General features: G+C 38.3%; 14 protein-coding genes. 2 read left to right on the forward strand and 12 right to left on the reverse strand.

All coding sequences use genetic code 11. The features are described 5' to 3' along the window. The 10 genes from J0A69_RS13785 to J0A69_RS13830 all read right to left on the reverse strand — a co-directional run bounded on the left by J0A69_RS13785 (nt 1) and on the right by J0A69_RS13830 (nt 9,917). Nucleotides 1–1,050: an efflux RND transporter periplasmic adaptor subunit gene (locus J0A69_RS13785; RefSeq protein ID WP_206587190.1), complete on the reverse strand. Its 1,050-nt coding sequence runs from the start codon at nt 1,048–1,050 to the stop codon at nt 1–3. Between the two features lie 3 nt (nt 1,051–1,053). After that, nucleotides 1,054–2,409: a TolC family protein gene (locus J0A69_RS13790; protein WP_206587191.1), complete on the reverse strand. Its 1,356-nt coding sequence runs from the start codon at nt 2,407–2,409 to the stop codon at nt 1,054–1,056. Nucleotides 2,410–2,461: 52 nt separating this feature from the next. Continuing rightward, entirely contained in the window at nt 2,462–3,079 is a 618-nt protein-coding gene (locus J0A69_RS13795; RefSeq protein WP_206587192.1) for a TetR/AcrR family transcriptional regulator, read from the reverse strand. A 62-nt stretch (nt 3,080–3,141) separates the two neighbouring features. Beyond that, complete coding sequence (locus tag J0A69_RS13800) at nt 3,142–5,004, reverse strand: monovalent cation:proton antiporter-2 (CPA2) family protein (RefSeq protein ID WP_206587193.1); 1,863 nt, start codon at nt 5,002–5,004, stop codon at nt 3,142–3,144. Further along, a complete protein-coding gene (locus tag J0A69_RS13805; protein ID WP_206587194.1) occupies nt 5,004–5,585 on the reverse strand; it encodes an NAD(P)H-dependent oxidoreductase in 582 nt (193 codons plus the stop codon). The genes J0A69_RS13800 and J0A69_RS13805 overlap by 1 nt, the downstream gene beginning before the upstream one ends. Nucleotides 5,586–5,590: 5 nt before the next feature. Then, nucleotides 5,591–6,025, reverse strand: coding sequence for a (4Fe-4S)-binding protein (locus tag J0A69_RS13810; protein ID WP_206587195.1), 435 nt, complete (start codon nt 6,023–6,025; stop codon nt 5,591–5,593). A 131-nt stretch (nt 6,026–6,156) separates the two neighbouring features. Next, entirely contained in the window at nt 6,157–6,657 is a 501-nt protein-coding gene (locus J0A69_RS13815; RefSeq protein ID WP_206587196.1) for a hypothetical protein, read from the reverse strand. A 73-nt stretch (nt 6,658–6,730) separates the two neighbouring features. Beyond that, a complete protein-coding gene (locus J0A69_RS13820) occupies nt 6,731–7,090 on the reverse strand; it encodes a hypothetical protein (RefSeq protein ID WP_206587197.1) in 360 nt (119 codons plus the stop codon). A gap of 63 nt (nt 7,091–7,153) precedes the next feature. After that, nucleotides 7,154–8,644 carry a glycoside hydrolase family 32 protein gene (locus tag J0A69_RS13825; protein ID WP_206587198.1) on the reverse strand — a complete coding sequence of 497 codons (1,491 nt, stop codon included), beginning with the start codon at nt 8,642–8,644 and terminating at the stop codon, nt 7,154–7,156. Nucleotides 8,645–8,651: 7 nt separating this feature from the next. Then, nucleotides 8,652–9,917 carry a glycosyltransferase gene (locus J0A69_RS13830; protein ID WP_206587199.1) on the reverse strand — a complete coding sequence of 422 codons (1,266 nt, stop codon included), beginning with the start codon at nt 9,915–9,917 and terminating at the stop codon, nt 8,652–8,654. Between the two features lie 161 nt (nt 9,918–10,078). Here J0A69_RS13830 and rfbA point away from each other — a divergent pair, with 161 nt between their 5' ends. Further along, a complete protein-coding gene (rfbA, locus tag J0A69_RS13835; RefSeq protein WP_206587200.1) occupies nt 10,079–10,939 on the forward strand; it encodes a glucose-1-phosphate thymidylyltransferase RfbA in 861 nt (286 codons plus the stop codon). 58 nt (nt 10,940–10,997) lie between these two features. Here the strand turns inward: rfbA and J0A69_RS13840 are convergent, their stop codons facing one another. Next, a complete protein-coding gene (locus tag J0A69_RS13840; RefSeq protein WP_206587201.1) occupies nt 10,998–11,753 on the reverse strand; it encodes a hypothetical protein in 756 nt (251 codons plus the stop codon). Between the two features lie 193 nt (nt 11,754–11,946). Here J0A69_RS13840 and J0A69_RS13845 point away from each other — a divergent pair, with 193 nt between their 5' ends. After that, nucleotides 11,947–12,333: a DoxX family protein gene (locus tag J0A69_RS13845; protein WP_206587202.1), complete on the forward strand. Its 387-nt coding sequence runs from the start codon at nt 11,947–11,949 to the stop codon at nt 12,331–12,333. A gap of 50 nt (nt 12,334–12,383) precedes the next feature. Here the strand turns inward: J0A69_RS13845 and J0A69_RS13850 are convergent, their stop codons facing one another. Then, on the reverse strand, nt 12,384–15,155 hold the full coding sequence (locus J0A69_RS13850; RefSeq protein ID WP_206587203.1) for a M14 family zinc carboxypeptidase: 2,772 nt from the start codon (nt 15,153–15,155) through the stop codon (nt 12,384–12,386). Nucleotides 15,156–15,182: the final 27 nt, after the last annotated feature.

The following is a 15,182-nucleotide window of genomic DNA, read 5'->3' on the forward strand; positions in this document are numbered from 1 at the left end:
TTACTCTTGGATTTGGATTGGAGATTGATCGTTTAGATAGGCTGATCCAGAGATGATCAAATAGGGGAAATTCTCCAAACCACTGATCACTTGCACAGTTTCATTCGATATTTTACCGAGTTTTACGGCTACCTTTTTTGCTGATTTCTGGTCATCTGTGACAAAGACAAAACCCTCATCGCCTTGGGCATCCAATAAAGCGGAATAAGGAATCTGCCAACCTTCAGTTTTAGCAGTAGGGTAAATGGTACTTCTTCCAAACATGCCGGAAGCTAGGTTGATAGAATCAGGTTTTTCGAGTTGCACTTCCACCCAGTAGGCGCCGGAAACCGGATCTGCAGCTTGGCTTTTGCGAGTGATTTTTCCTGGGATAAATAGATCTTCTTGGGATCCAAGAGATACTGTAGCGCTGTCTCCCAAGGCTATTCTGGACCAATTCGAATCATTGACAGTAGCTTTAAATTTCCAGGAATTTGAAGCAGTCCCATTTGTTTGTAAAACCGGACTTCCGGATGATACCTGCTGACCGTCATTGACAAACTTTCTAAGAACAAAACCGTCTTCAGTAGCTCTGATTTGAGAATAAGTCAAATTGAACTCCGCTGTGTTAAGTTGTTGTCTTGCTATTTCCAAAGCTGTTTTGCTGTTTTGGAATTGTTCCAGTGTGGCCACTGAATCCTGATATAGTCTCTCAGCACGCTCGTAATCCCGTTGTGCTTTCTCAAACCCAAGCTTTGCCTGATTTAATCCTGACTGAACTTCGGTTAAAACTAAGGCTGCCAAAACCTGACCTTTTTTCACTGCTTCACCTTCTTCTACATATACTTTTTGAACGATTCCGCCTGTTTTAAAAGAAAGAAGGGTTTCTTCATTGGTAGTGAAATTTCCTGAGGCTAGGATAGGAGAGGAAAGAGTTCCTTTCTTCAGAGAAGCAACTTTTACAGGAATGCTTTCACCTTTGTCAGGAGTTTGCTGCACTGCATCGGATTTTCCGCAGGCTGTCATCAAACCAGCCGCAAAAAGGATTAAAATAACTAGTCTTGTATTCATGGCTTAATAAGTTTCTATGGAAAGTTGGCGTTCTAAAGTGGCTAAAGACTTAAGCAAGTCATAAGATTGGATGGTTTGCTGCAAGGCAGCTTGTGTGTATTGATTTCTGGCGTCAATAAATTCAATCAGTGAATTGGCGCCTTCTTTAAATCCTCTGTCTACTAATCTCAAGTAAGCCTTGGAGGATTCTAGCTTCTTTTCTGAAGACCTTAAGGCTGCTTGGTTGGATCGGATTTCGTTTTTGGTCAGATTTAATTCCAACTGAATCTGATCGGTTACTAATTCCTCCTGAATCTGAATTTTGTTTAAATCCAGCTGACCTCGTTGGATTTGAGTTTTATTTCTTCCTCCTTGAAAAACTGGGATGTTTAAATTCAATCCAAAAAAGACGTAAGCACTACTTTGGGTATTGAATTCAAAATCAAAGGCTTGGCTACCTAGATCGACAAAAGTGTTGAGCTTTGGAACCCAGTAGTTCTTATTGTTTTGGAGTAACCTTTCTTGTATAGCGTTTGCAGTTTGGATCTGAAGAATTTCCGGTCTAGAGTCCAAGTTGTCTTCTGTAAGAAGAGTTGCCAACTGGGCTAAATCAACACTTTGTTCTTCATAGGTTACTGCTTCATCCAAAGGTCTGTTCAACAAGAAATTAATGTAATAGGAAGCATTTTTCTTTCTGTTCTCAGCTTCAATCAAAAGCGCATTGATATTTTCCACTTCGCTTTCTGCCCTCAGTACGGAAGCTGGAAGGCCTTTTCCATTCTTTAATAAGGATTCGTTATCATGGAGATTTTGCTCGACTAGATCTTTCGAGCTTTCAATTACCTCCAAAGCTTTTTCTGCTGTGCAATAATTGTAATAAGCTATTTTGATGTCCTCAATCAACTTTGCCTCGTAGATTTTTAGATTGTATTCAGTCATCTGAACCTGCTTAGCTCGAATATCTTTTTGGGCATTTAGATCTGTATTGATAAGGGGCATTGTTACTCGAAATCGAGCATCGTAAAAGTTATTTGGAAGAAATTGAGTCGATTGGTTTTCCAGTTGGGGAAATGCATTGCTTTGGGTCAACATATTTAAAGTGCTGTAAACACCATTCAGCAAATCTCCTAAGGGAACATCAATGCTTCTTCCTCCTTGAGCCAGATTATAGGTGGCGCCAAATTCAACGGCTGGAAGAAAGTAACTTCTGGCATCTTTAAGCGCTAAAAGACTTTTATCCAAAGAGATGGATTTTTCCTTTAGAACCAGGTTGTTCTCTAAACCATCTTGAATGTATAAGTCTAATTTACTTTGGCTAAATCCAGGTACGAAGAGCCCACCTGTAAATCCTAAAAGGATCGTAAAGAATTTTAGCTTCATATAATACATTGTTAAAATAATGAACAGTGTTTAATGGTTGGGTAAAAAAATATTAGAGCTTGTCTAATATTTTAAAAAAGGCTTCTAGTCCTTCTTGTACGATCGTATTCCTTTTTTCTAATTCTATGACTTCACAGCGTTTTCTGATATTCAATGAAACCAGACCGTGAACCGCTGACCAAACAAGGTAGGAGAGTGATTCAGAATCGTGTCCTTCAAAATACCCTTGACTGATACATTCTTTAATCGTCATTCTCAAACCATTAAATGATCCTCCTCCTTCTTTCCAATCATCATGCTCACTATCAAATAAATGATCCATCGGAGCTTCTTTAATAAACATAAGATCATACATATCAGGGTTTTCCATTGCAAACCTTATATAAATACTTCCCATTGCTTTCAGTCTTTCCAATGGATTTCTGACTGAATTCAAAACTTCCATTTTATTTTGAAGAGTCATAAACCCATCTTGGTGTAAGGCATGAAAAATCTCATTCTTATCCCTGAAGTGATGGTAGATTATGCCTGGGCTGTATTCAATTTTATCAGCGATATTTCGAATAGAGGTCTTATCAATACCTTTTTCCAGAAAAAGTTCTTTCGCTGCGGCCAGAATTGAATCTCTCAATTCCTCTTTTTCTCTTTCTTTTCTATCTGATATTCCCATGATTATTTATTGAACGTTCAAATATAAATGAACACTGTTCAATAAATCAAGTAAATTTAAAATTAATTTTCAGGATTTTTCATAGCTTCACTATCCCAGGCATGGTCGTTCATCGAGAATTTACGGCTTAGTTCCCCAGATAAAAGTGTCTCCTGACTTTCGATTTGCAGCTTTATTTTGGAGATATATTCCTTCTGGTTGTTTTTGTATTGAACCAAAACTTTTAGAGCTTCTTCATCATATTTCTTGAAACTAGCTGCCAATCTATGGATTGTATGCGCTCGGAATCCCAATTTTTTCAAGGCATCTTCACCCATGCGAATGGAAGTATCTAAATGTTCGCGGTAAATATTTTCCATCCCAGCCTCCATCAGTTCATATGCATCGACTCTGTTTTTTGCGCGAAGCATGATTTCAAGCTTTGGGAAATTCTCCTTACAGATTTCAATCAATTTGAGGTTTGTCTCTGGATTTTTGATAGCCGAAATCAATAAGGTAGCTTCCTCAGCTCCCGCCGAATGGAGCAAATCCAATCGTGTGGCATCACCATAATAAACCTTGAATCCCATTTTTCTTAAAAAATCAACTCTGTCTGGATTGTAATCAAGTACGGTAGCTTCTACACCATTTGCTCGAAGAAACCGTCCTAGAGTTGAACCGAAATGCGAGAAACCTACCAAAATAACTTTACTCCGAGTTTCGATTGTGTCCATTTCCTTTTTAGGGCCTTGGTTGGTTGACATTTTTGGAAATATCACCTTATCCAAAATTACCATCAAAATAGGAGTGATCGTCATACTCAAAGCTGTGATTGCCATAAGCGTATCAGAGATAGAGAGATCAATGATTCCCAACTGACTAGCAAAAGCATAAGTCACAAAGGAAAATTCACCGATTTGCGATAAGCCAATTGCAAATTTCAGATTGTTTCCTATCTCTAGTTTTTTAATTTTTCCAATGATTAAAAGAACCAGGGATTTTAAAATAATCACTCCAATTGTCGCTGAGATGATGATAGAGGCATTGGAAAAAATTAATCCAAAGTTGATGGTTGCGCCTACAGCCATAAAGAACATTCCTAAAAGAAGTCCTTTGAAAGGATCTAAATCTGATTCTAAGGCATGCTTATAGGGGCTATTTGCCAAGATCACGCCGCCTAAAAATGTTCCTAATGCGGGACTCAAACCCACAAATTCCATTAAAAAAGTAATACCTACCACAATCAGTAAAGCAGATGCTGTAAAGAGCTCTCTTAAATGAGTTTTTGAGACGTAATTCAATAATGGACCAAAGCCGTATCTTCCCAATAATATCACCAACCCAACTGCACCAAAAAGCGAAAGTGTTTGAACCCAAGCAGGAAATTGTTCAATAAATCCATGGCCTTCTCCTGAGGTATTTACTGTTTCATTAGCTACTGCCAACAATGGTAAAATGGCCAAAATCGGGATCACAGCTATGTCCTGCATCAATAGAACTCCGAAGGAAAGCTTCCCAACAGGACTTCCCATTACATTTTTTTCTTTCAGGGATTGCAAGACTATTGCGGTGGAAGATAGTGCCATGGAAAACCCAATTGTAATAGAGATTTGCCAAGTGAACCCAAATGCAATTCCTAAGCCGATAATCAAAGCTGAAGTAACAAGCACCTGTGTCAATCCTGCATTGAGGATCAGGTTTTTCATTTTCCAGAGATTTTCTGGTTCTAGCTCTAATCCGATCAGAAACAGCATCATGACCACTCCAAATTCAGTGTAGTGCATGATGTCTTGACCTTCCTGAATAAATCCCACCAAGTAAGGCCCAATAGCTATTCCTGCAAGCAAATAGCCCAAAACAGATCCCATTCCAAGTCTTTTAGCAATTGGAACACAAACGATAGCAGCTAAAATATAGACGATAGCACTTGGTAAAAATCCTGACATCAGCTTAAGTTTTGTTCTAGATGGGGTAGTGATTCACTTACAATTTTTTCTGCATCTCGAAGATGAAAAACCAGTTTTTGAAAGTCTAAACTCTTTTGATTGAGTTCATCGTCTTTAATTCGATGTGTGCCTCCTATATGAAAATAGGGTAGGTATTCCATTTTGCATAAGTATGCCGTCTGCTCAAAAGGACGCAAAAGTTCCTCTAAAGTAAACCTGTTTTTTCCATCTGGTTGATAAGCTTCTGAAGATCCACCAGAAGTGATAGAAGACAATAAATATTTCCCTTTCAAATAAATGCCTCCAGGTCCATAAGCCCAACCAAACTCCAAAACCAGATCCATCCATTGCTTCAACAAAGGAGGGCAGGAATACCAATAAAAAGGATGTTGGAATAGGATTATTTCGTGCTCAAACAATAATTCCTGTTCACTTTGAACATCAATATTGAAATCAGGATAGAGTTCGTACAAATCCCGAATCGTAACTCCTTCCAAACCCTCGATAGAGCGAATCAAAGCCTGATTTACTTCCGAATGTTCATATTTAGGATGGGCAAAAATGACCAAGACTTTTCTCATGTTTCTTATCCTTTGAATCCATTTTTCTTGTGCGATCCATCACAAAATGGCTTGTTTTGGCTTCCTCCGCATCGGCAAAACGCAGAAACCTTATTCTGATTTTGAATCTTACCATCAGGAAGTTTTACTTGGAGATTTCCATAAACCATCAAAGGCCCATTGGGCATCACTTCAACTAGTTGTTCTGAGATTACATCACCCGAACTCTTTTCTGATTTTTCTGGGAAATAATATCCTAGTGCTCCACTTGGGCACTTATTGATCTGCTTTACAATTTCTTCGGTAGTAGCACCCATTGCATCGATCCAAGGTCTTTTTTTATTGTCAAAAACTGAAGGTAGGCCATTTACACAATTGGCTGAATGGATGCATTTTGAAGGCTCCCAAGTAATGGTGACTTCTCCATTTGAGTATTCTTTGATTTTGTTTTCTTCAGACATAAAAGATTCGATTTGGTTTAGAAATTAAGAAAAAGAAGACAAACTGTGTTTCTAAAATCTATAAAATAAAAGCTCCCTGATTTATTCAAGGAGCTTTTAAACATGGATTCTAAATATTTGGTTTCAAGCCTTTAATCAGGTTGATTCATTTTTATCTGCTTCTGCAGAAATTCCAACCATTTTTTTGCAATACTTCTCTCGCTGGAGATGCTAGGAAATAGTTTGCCATCATAGATTTCAAGCATTTTTGGAGGATGAGACTCATCTATGAATTGAAGCTTAACCCCTAGATAGTCCATGACATCATGTTTGTATTTACCAGTTCCAGAAGTGTGAGTATATTCTTGAATACTGATATTTTTAATTTCCTTCAAATTAATAACTGATTGCTGTGGATAATTTCCTTGACGGAAATAGAGAAGTTTATTTTGGTCCGCATCAAATGCCAACTGGTGATTTTTCCATTTTTCGATCATTGTAGGATGTAAATGATGTAGTTCGGTAAACTCCTGAAAGTTGGAAGCTATGGGATTTTTAATTTTTGCTTTATATGAAGTATATGCAAAGGGTAGGATGATGCCTACGGTCAAAAAGAATGAAACCATAAGGTTCACTGGTTCTGAATGTACCATGATTTGATTGGTTAATGTGATTAAGTGTTTAAAGTTGTTGGCGAAGGCCAAAAAAGAATCTCTTTAAATCACATTACCAAGTGTAGAAAAACTGGAGGAAAGTTATTTTGACATCGAAAAGTGCCAGTGATTTTTTGAAAAATGTGGCGCTGAGATGTTTTCCTTTAGGGTCTAATAAAACTGAGATAAATCCCGAATTAGCTAATCCTAGCCATGTAGGATTGAATTCAAATCCAGGAATCTCAATAGACTCTTCAAGAATTGTTGCTAAATCAACAGGAAACGAAGCTTGCTGTACATGATCGTAGCGATGTTCCTGATTTTTTGATGGTGAAGGAACTGCTTGTACAAAAAATGAAAACAACAAAATAGAAGTCATCCACAGGCAGATTCCTGAAGTCATGACTGATCTATTTTGAAGGTTAAATTTCATTTAAATAGCTAATTGTTAGAAAATTTGGATAGATTAATTTGAATTATCAAGCGACTTATCAAACTATTTTTCCAGAAGGTGGATTTTCACATTTTTTAGGTTTTCTGACCAACTGATATTTTTCCAAGGACTTGTTGGGAACAGGGTAGAAGTCATTACTAATTCACCATCATTTACGAATATTTCAACGGAATGAGCATCTAAAAAGATTCTCAGATTTCTTGCTTTCCAGCTCATAGGGGCAGAATGAGCTGCTGCAAAATCGTCATTGAAATCTGATTTTCCTGCTTTGCTTCTATCGATAGTTACCAGTCCCATTTCTTTATTAATCGTAAATTCTTCACCCATTTCATTACTGAAAGTCAATTGAAATTCATCTGTTTCATCAACAGCTAATTCAATTTCTACTGCTTGAGAAGGAAGTGCAGAAGATTGACCGGAAAACACATAACTCGCTTCCCTAAGTTGGGTTAATTCTGAAGCAGGTTTTGATTTTACTAAGTAGGTTCCATCTATATCAAATAGGCTTAATTCTCTCGGAATAGTCATGGCTGATCGCCAAGTTTTGGTTGGGACATTCTGAGCATAAAGCCAATTACTCATCCATCCCAAGAATAAAGTTCTATTTTGATCTTCAGGAAGATTGCTCCAAGTCACTCCGGCATAATTATCCGGACCATAATCTATCCATCGAAGCATGGTGTCATCTGGAGTAAAGGTTCCATCAACAAAGTCTCCGATAAAATATTGCGTTGCTGATCCTTTCTGGGGACCTCCTGGATTGATGCTTACCAAAAGGACATATTTCTCTTCACCATTTTCTGTTTTTAGAGGGATCAAATCTGGGCATTCCCAGACTCCACCATGCGCTCCAACATTTTTTCCAAATTCACTTGTCTGGGTCCAATGAATTAAATCTGGCGAACTGTAAAAATTGATATGATCAGTCACAGCCAAAGTCATTACCCAATTTTTGGTACCATCCTCCCTGGTCACCAAACTTACTTTTGGGTCTCTAAAGTCCCGAATTCCTGGGTTTGGTAAAACAGGATTTCCATCATATTTCGTCCAGGTCATTCCCTTATCCAGGGAAAAAGCAATTGCTTGAGATTGATAATTGTTGATACCTGATCTTTCTCCCTCCATATCATGGTATGTGAATATCGCCACTATTGGAGGGTTCTCTTTGCTTCCTAAGCCAGATGTATTTTCCAAATCCACTACCGCTGAACCAGAGAAAATATAGCCAAGGCTATCAGGTTCAATCGCAATTGGCAAATGCTCCCAATTGATTAGATCTTTTGAAATAGCATGTCCCCAATGCATTGGTCCCCAAACAATACTATCTGGATAATGCTGGTAAAAAAGATGATAGGTCCCATCTAAATAAAACATACCATTGGGATCGTTCATCCAGCCTTTTTCTGGCGTGAAATGGTATTCAGGTCTGTATTGCTCAAGGTTACTTTTTTTGAATACTATCGTAGGGTCTTGAGCGCAAGCCATTAAAAGTGGGATTAGGAGGTATAAAATATTGTGGAGTATATTTTTCATTTTGGGATTAGGCTATAAGGTATTCTAATAGTTGTGTGGGATTTGCTTCATTTTCCATGAGTTTGGCTAGTTGCAAAGCATTGGTTTTGTAATTTTCATTTTGCCAAAAGTTCAATAAAGCAACTTCGAAGGTATCCTCTTTTAAGCGATGAATGCTAATTCCCAATGGTCCAAGCTCCCTTTTTGCAATTAATTTATTCCAGAAATATTGATCAATAATATGTGGAATAATCAATTGAACACATCCATGAACAGCAGCTTGATGAGTGGTGCCAGACCCTCCATGGTGAATCATTCCATACAGTTTTGGGAGAATGTAGTCGTAAGGAATTTGATTCACATAAAATATCATATCCGAATCAAAATCAACTTTTTGCAAACCTCCCCAGGATAAATTCACAATAGTTGGAATCTTGCGTTTAATCAAAAGCTTTACTAACATTTCTGAATGTTGTTCTGGCTTTGGGTTCGTCATCGAGCCAAAAGTCAATAAAATAACCTTGGGATGAGTTTTTAGCCACTTTTCCAGTTCAGGATCTACTATGTAAGTTCGAGTTTGATTTCGGAAAAAGTACCCTGTGGTCTTGGCATTTTCTGGCCAATTGCCAGGTTTTGGAAAAAGAGAAGGAGAGATAGTATAAAGAGTTTTTAATTCATTTTCTTCAAATTTTCTCATCGCAGCATCTTTCAGATCGAGAGAAGGAAAATCGCCTAAATAAGGTTTCATCATCCTTCTCATCATTTTATATCGAGCGCCATTAATCAATTTATAACTGATCAAATTCCATTTATCAGAAAATGGACCCCATTTTCCCAAGCCAATATGTGCAAATTCTTTGGTAGGATGTGTCAAGCAAGGAAGGGGAGACAATAGAAAAAAATCATTTGGATTGATCCTAGCTGCCAAATAGTGATACAATGCTTTGGCATGAAAAAGAACCTTGTCTGGCTTGACTTCTAATAGGGCATTACGTTGCTCCTTGATGATCAATTTCTGGATTTTCATGGAGTTTTTGATCAAGTTCAAATAGCCCTTGAGCTGCTTGAATCCTCCACCTCCGCCCATTACGGCTTTCCCGCTTTGGGTTTCCAGCATTTCTAAAAACCCTTTATCAAATCCTATTAACTGATAGCCTAGCTTTTCGACAGTCTCTCTAAACTGTTCTGGAAACTGACAAACTACCTCGTGTCCTGCTTCAGTAAGAATTTCTGCCTGCGCCAAAAATGGTTCGACATCACCTCGAGTACCAATCGCTACAAGTAGAATTTTCATCTGATTTTTTAAAATGTCCTACAATGGGTAGTTTTACATCTCAATCTACTTTTGATTTTTATATTTTCTATAGGAAATCGAGCAAAACCTTGAGCATAAAGAATCAATATGATTATTCAAATTGCGCGATTCCATATGATCCTAAAACCAAATATTAACAAATGAAAGGAATCATTTTAGCAGGAGGGTCTGGAACAAGACTTTATCCTCTAACTATTTCGGTAAGTAAACAATTGATGCCTGTTTACGATAAACCGATGATTTATTACCCTTTATCAGTCCTTATGATGGCTGGCATCCGTGAAATTTTGATAATCACAACTCCAGATGATAGCGCTGCATTCGAGAGATTACTGGGAGATGGTTCACAAGTTGGATGTAAATTCCAATATGCTGTTCAGCCTAGTCCTGATGGATTAGCTCAGGCTTTTATTATCGGTGAAGAGTTTATTGGGGATGACAAAGTAGCTTTAGTTCTTGGAGATAATATATTTTATGGTTCTGGATTGCATAAGACATTAAAGGAGAACACAGATCCTGAAGGAGGGGTGGTTTTTGCATACCATGTCAATGATCCACATCGCTATGGAGTTGTTGAGTTTGATGCTGACCAGAAAGCTATCAGCATAGAGGAAAAGCCTAGTGCTCCAAAATCCAATTTTGCTGTACCAGGGCTCTATTTTTATGATAATCGTGTGGTAGAAATCGCAAAGAACATCAAACCAAGTCCAAGAGGTGAATTGGAAATCACGGATATAAATAATGAATATCTGAAAAAGGGGCAGCTGCAAGTGGCTATTCTAAATCGAGGAACCGCTTGGTTAGATACAGGAACTCATCAATCTTTGCTTCAAGCCGCTCAATTTGTCGAGGTTATTGAGGAAAGACAAGGTTTGAAAATCGGATGTATTGAGGAAATTGCTTTCCGAAACGGATTTATCGGAAAAGAGCAATTGCTGAAAGCAGCTGAAAAACTTGGAAAAAGCGGATATGGGGCTTATCTGAGAAGGCTGGTAAGCTAAAAAATATAAAGGGGTTGAATCAATTACGATTCAACCCCTTTTGCTTTAAAAAGAATTCTTATTTGGAGATTTCTACAAATTTTGTGTCTAAGGTTTCATTCACAAAATAGATCTTTTTACCTCCGAAAGTTTGAGATTCAGTTGTGTAAGCTGCTGCTTGAACAATTCCCGTTGAAGTAGCTTTCATGCCTGATAGATCAGAAGCTGAAAAAGTCACACTGTTTGTTTTACTTGTTTTGGTCGCCACTTTATCCCCATCAGAAATCACCCAGATGATATTATCGCAATTGGCAGGAACTCCCTCAATAGCCAAAGTCACCGAACCAGCTACTGAAATGGCATCTGGAACATTGCTGAAACGAATGATTCCTGGCATTTTCTTAGTCGTCGAATAAGTAAACGCAGCAACACCATTTCCGCCAGCGACAGACCAGTCATTCCCTTGACCAGAATTCAAACCTAAAGTGATGTCCGTTGCCTTGTTTACATAAGAGTTTCCAACGGTTTGAAGAGTAAAATCATTGATCATGACATCTCCAGCTTTTACTAAACTTCCTCCACCTGCTGAGGAATAAAAATTTGCAGAGGCAACATCAATAAGAATGTCTCCTAAGCCAGGTACTGGAGTGGAACCCGGTACATTTGATTTTACTTTAATCGCAGCTAAAACTCCATCTGCGTCACCAGGTGTCTCCGGGGTTACATTGGCACTTTGTGCTTGCGTAGGATCCTTATCGTCATCTGAGCTACAGGATGAAAAATAGACGCCAAATACCAGCAAAAAGATCCATAGGTTTGATCTGAATAGTTTCATAAGTTATTGATTTAGATTATAAACCAAACTTACATTCTTGTAATCCGGGGAGGAATAAGGCATTTGACGTATTTTTTTAACAATCCAAAACCTTCGTATTTCTCCCTCTTTTTGTCACAATAGCCCCAAAGTCAAATTGATTTTAAAATTGATATTTGGGAGATAAACTTTAAAAGAAAATCAATACTGAAAAATGGCTATTTCAAGAACCAAAATCATTTTTAGCTGGGTTTGTAGTGGACTTGCTACTCTCTTTTTGCTGATGGATTCTATTATCAAAATTATCAGTTTGCCTGAAGCAGTCGAAACTACCCAAGAGTTGGGATACCAAGCTTCCATAGTTCCAACTTTGGGAATAATCCTTCTGCTTTGCACTGCAGTCTACCTGATTCCAAAGACTTCTGTTCTAGGTGCAGTTTTATTGACAGCATATTTTGGAGGTGCAATTGCCACACATCTGAGGGTTGAAAATCCATTATTCAGCCATGTTTTATTTCCGGTGTACATAGCAATTTTTGTTTGGGCAGGATTGATCCTTAGAAATCCTTCATTAAAAAAGTATTTTCTGATAACTACTTAAATGAAAAAGCCCTTGAAAATTAATTCAAGGGCTTTTCTTTCTTATTTGTATTATTTCAGATGATTCCAATTAATCAGTGCATTCCAAACCAATGGAGCATCGTGATGATTTAAATAGCGATGGAGTGGATCAAAAGTAAAGGCCAACACATTTCCTTTTCCGACCGGAATATTGAAAATAGAACCTTGACCGATGATAGTCTGCTCATTTCTGACCATTCCTGACCGTACATAAGGAACATCTTTTCCACCTTCTGGTTTTGCTTTTTCTTCGATTTCCTGATCTGGCATTCCCATAATTGGTCCTGTATATTCTACTTCATCTTTGAGTGGCTTGGTGCCATATTGAAGAAGCATCATATCTCTATCTTTTAAGTCAACTCTATACAATGGTCCATTTCCTCTGAAAATTGGGAAGGTTTCGGGGAAGCCATAGAGAACTGGGCTTTCTGTTTGTTTGATTTTAACTGTTACTACAGAACCCGGATGAAATAATCCTGAAGCTGAATACGATTCAAGATTTCTAACGATACCAGTTTCCGCTACCATGTTTGTTGAGTTATCTAATGTGATAATAAGACCACCTTCCTCTACAAACTTTTTAAGATTATCGATTCCCGAGAATCCTGGTCCTCCGGTAATATCAGGAGAAGAATCAGGGAAACCATGAGAAGGATACTCATCAGTTTTGGTAAAAGGCATAGGGCCAAATTCGGTGGTAACTCCATGAATGAAATCAGACCCATTTCCTCTTGCTCTTGGAACTAAAATAACATCATATTTTGCACGAAGACCTCCGGCCTTGAGATCATCCTTATCAATGGAAGTATAAGGAATGCCTCTTTGCTCAAATGTATACCTGGACCAACCTTCATCTTGTGTGTTAAACCAAGTATGATAGATCGCTACTTTAGGCAAGGTCACTATGTGAGTTTCTTCTGATTTAGGTTGCTCGCTGCCTTTAATCAAATCCAAACCAAAGTTGGTAGTCAGATACTCTGCCTGCTTTTGCGAAATCCCTTTGAAATAAAATGAACCCATGGATAAAGTGTCTGGCCCTGCCACAAACTCATTTTCCATGACATGGATCTCAGCTTTGCCATTTTCTGACTTTAGCCAGTAAAGTGCTGGAAGAACTGTATTCTGAGCAGTATAGGAGAGGTAATAATTTGATCCTGATCCACTGATTTCGCCTGTATAAACAGCATCTTCTGATACCATTTTCAAGTCATTTAAATCATAAGCGATGCTGTCTTGTTTTTCAACTTCAACTCCATACAAATAACCTAAAGTCCAAGCGATATCATCATAGGGAGGGAATTTTGCCTCCTTCGGATAATTCTGTTCGGTCAAAAGATTGACTGCAAGATTTCTATATGGCTGATCCAAAAGGACTTCATAATCACCTTCTTTTTCTCCGTTAACTGCTTTATGAACTTCTATTTTTTGAGCACGAAGTTGATTGACCAGATAAGCAGCCATGGCAGGATCTTTTTGATCTTTTGGAATGACAAAGGCTTTTGGTCCTTCAGTTTTTCCTTTCTGGATTGAGTTAACTCCCTTTTGATAGAAGTTTTTTAGCAATTGCTCTCCATTATGAGCAGCATAAGTCAAAGAAGCCAGAACGCCTGCTTCCATGTAATTGATATTGTTTCTGGCGGACCAATAGACTTTTTGAGTTGGTGGATCAGGTCTATACCATTCTCTACTGGTAGCTGGATCACCTGCATATCTTGCATTAGACAAATCTCTCATGTAGGTGTTTGCGCCTGCATTTCCGAAGGTTTCATAAAAGCGACCATTGGCATTGTGGTTATTTGCCACCCAAATTCCATAGCCAGGCCACCAACCATCATAAAATGCCCAAGTAAACGCGCCAGGCATACCTTGTGCAGCTAGACTTGCAATGTCACTATTGGCCATAATCTGCCATTCACCGATCGTTATCGGATCAACTTGCTCATTATAAGGACCTGTTCCGGTTGAGATATAAAGCAAAGGAACAGATTCATGTAAATCCAGCATTACTAATGGATGCCATTCGAAGAATATCTTGAAAATACCTTTTGTGATGCCCTGTGAAACCTGAAGACCATCTCTGTTATTGTCATGGAAAACATACTTTCCCCAATATGGAGTTGACTTAGGAAAATTATCATCATAATCAGTTCGGGCTTTGGTGTAGCGATGGTACCAATCCACTTGCTTGTCTCTTCCGTCTGGCTCTGAAACAGGATTGATCAATACAATCAGGTTTTCTCTGATGTATGTAATTGCTTTGTCTTCGCTTGTAACCAGTCGATAGGCAAGTTCCATCAGCATTTCAGGAGAACCCATTTCCGTGGAGTGCATACCTCCATTTAAATAATATACAGGCTTAGAGTCTGCAATAATTTCTTCGGCTTGATCTGGGCTGGTAATCCTAGGATCAGCCAATTTTGCCATTTGTCCTTTGTAATGATCGAGTCGGTTCATGCTATCATCATTACCGATGATTACCATGTAAATAGGTCGTCCTTCCTCCGTGGTTTCAACTTGCTTGATGCTCAGATAAGGCGACTTTTTAGCCAAAAGCTGATAGTAAGCATAGATTTCTTTGGTGCCGTGCATTACTCCTGGAGCACCGATGATTTGACCAAAATGCTTTTTCGGCGAAGGAATCTCGGGATGATCGACTACCCCTAAAACTGACGAAGGTAAAAAACGTGGGTCTGTTGTAAACTCCTTGATTTTTGCATTGTATTCCTCATCAATAGTCTGAGCATTCAGAAGAGTAGAGGCAAACAATCCAAAGAGTAAACCCACATAAAAACGAATTTTCATGGGTGAATTTGTTTGGTGGTTTATAAT

The organism is Algoriphagus pacificus, assembly GCF_017254845.1.
GTDB lineage: Bacteria > Bacteroidota > Bacteroidia > Cytophagales > Cyclobacteriaceae > Algoriphagus > Algoriphagus pacificus.

Bases quoted from the DNA above. Each gene is read 5' to 3' on its own strand.
- J0A69_RS13785 (WP_206587190.1), bottom strand. From the start codon at position 1,050: ATGAATACAAGACTAGTTATTTTAATCCTTTTTGCGGCTGGTTTGATG.
- J0A69_RS13790 (WP_206587191.1), bottom strand. From the start codon at position 2,409: ATGAAGCTAAAATTCTTTACGATCCTTTTAGGATTTACAGGTGGGCTC.
- J0A69_RS13795 (WP_206587192.1), bottom strand. From the start codon at position 3,079: ATGGGAATATCAGATAGAAAAGAAAGAGAAAAAGAGGAATTGAGAGAT.
- J0A69_RS13800 (WP_206587193.1), bottom strand. From the start codon at position 5,004: ATGTCAGGATTTTTACCAAGTGCTATCGTCTATATTTTAGCTGCTATC.
- J0A69_RS13805 (WP_206587194.1), bottom strand. From the start codon at position 5,585: ATGAGAAAAGTCTTGGTCATTTTTGCCCATCCTAAATATGAACATTCG.
- J0A69_RS13810 (WP_206587195.1), bottom strand. From the start codon at position 6,025: ATGTCTGAAGAAAACAAAATCAAAGAATACTCAAATGGAGAAGTCACC.
- J0A69_RS13815 (WP_206587196.1), bottom strand. From the start codon at position 6,657: ATGGTACATTCAGAACCAGTGAACCTTATGGTTTCATTCTTTTTGACC.
- J0A69_RS13820 (WP_206587197.1), bottom strand. From the start codon at position 7,090: ATGAAATTTAACCTTCAAAATAGATCAGTCATGACTTCAGGAATCTGC.
- J0A69_RS13825 (WP_206587198.1), bottom strand. From the start codon at position 8,644: ATGAAAAATATACTCCACAATATTTTATACCTCCTAATCCCACTTTTA.
- J0A69_RS13830 (WP_206587199.1), bottom strand. From the start codon at position 9,917: ATGAAAATTCTACTTGTAGCGATTGGTACTCGAGGTGATGTCGAACCA.
- rfbA (WP_206587200.1), top strand. From the start codon at position 10,079: ATGAAAGGAATCATTTTAGCAGGAGGGTCTGGAACAAGACTTTATCCT.
- J0A69_RS13840 (WP_206587201.1), bottom strand. From the start codon at position 11,753: ATGAAACTATTCAGATCAAACCTATGGATCTTTTTGCTGGTATTTGGC.
- J0A69_RS13845 (WP_206587202.1), top strand. From the start codon at position 11,947: ATGGCTATTTCAAGAACCAAAATCATTTTTAGCTGGGTTTGTAGTGGA.
- J0A69_RS13850 (WP_206587203.1), bottom strand. From the start codon at position 15,155: ATGAAAATTCGTTTTTATGTGGGTTTACTCTTTGGATTGTTTGCCTCT.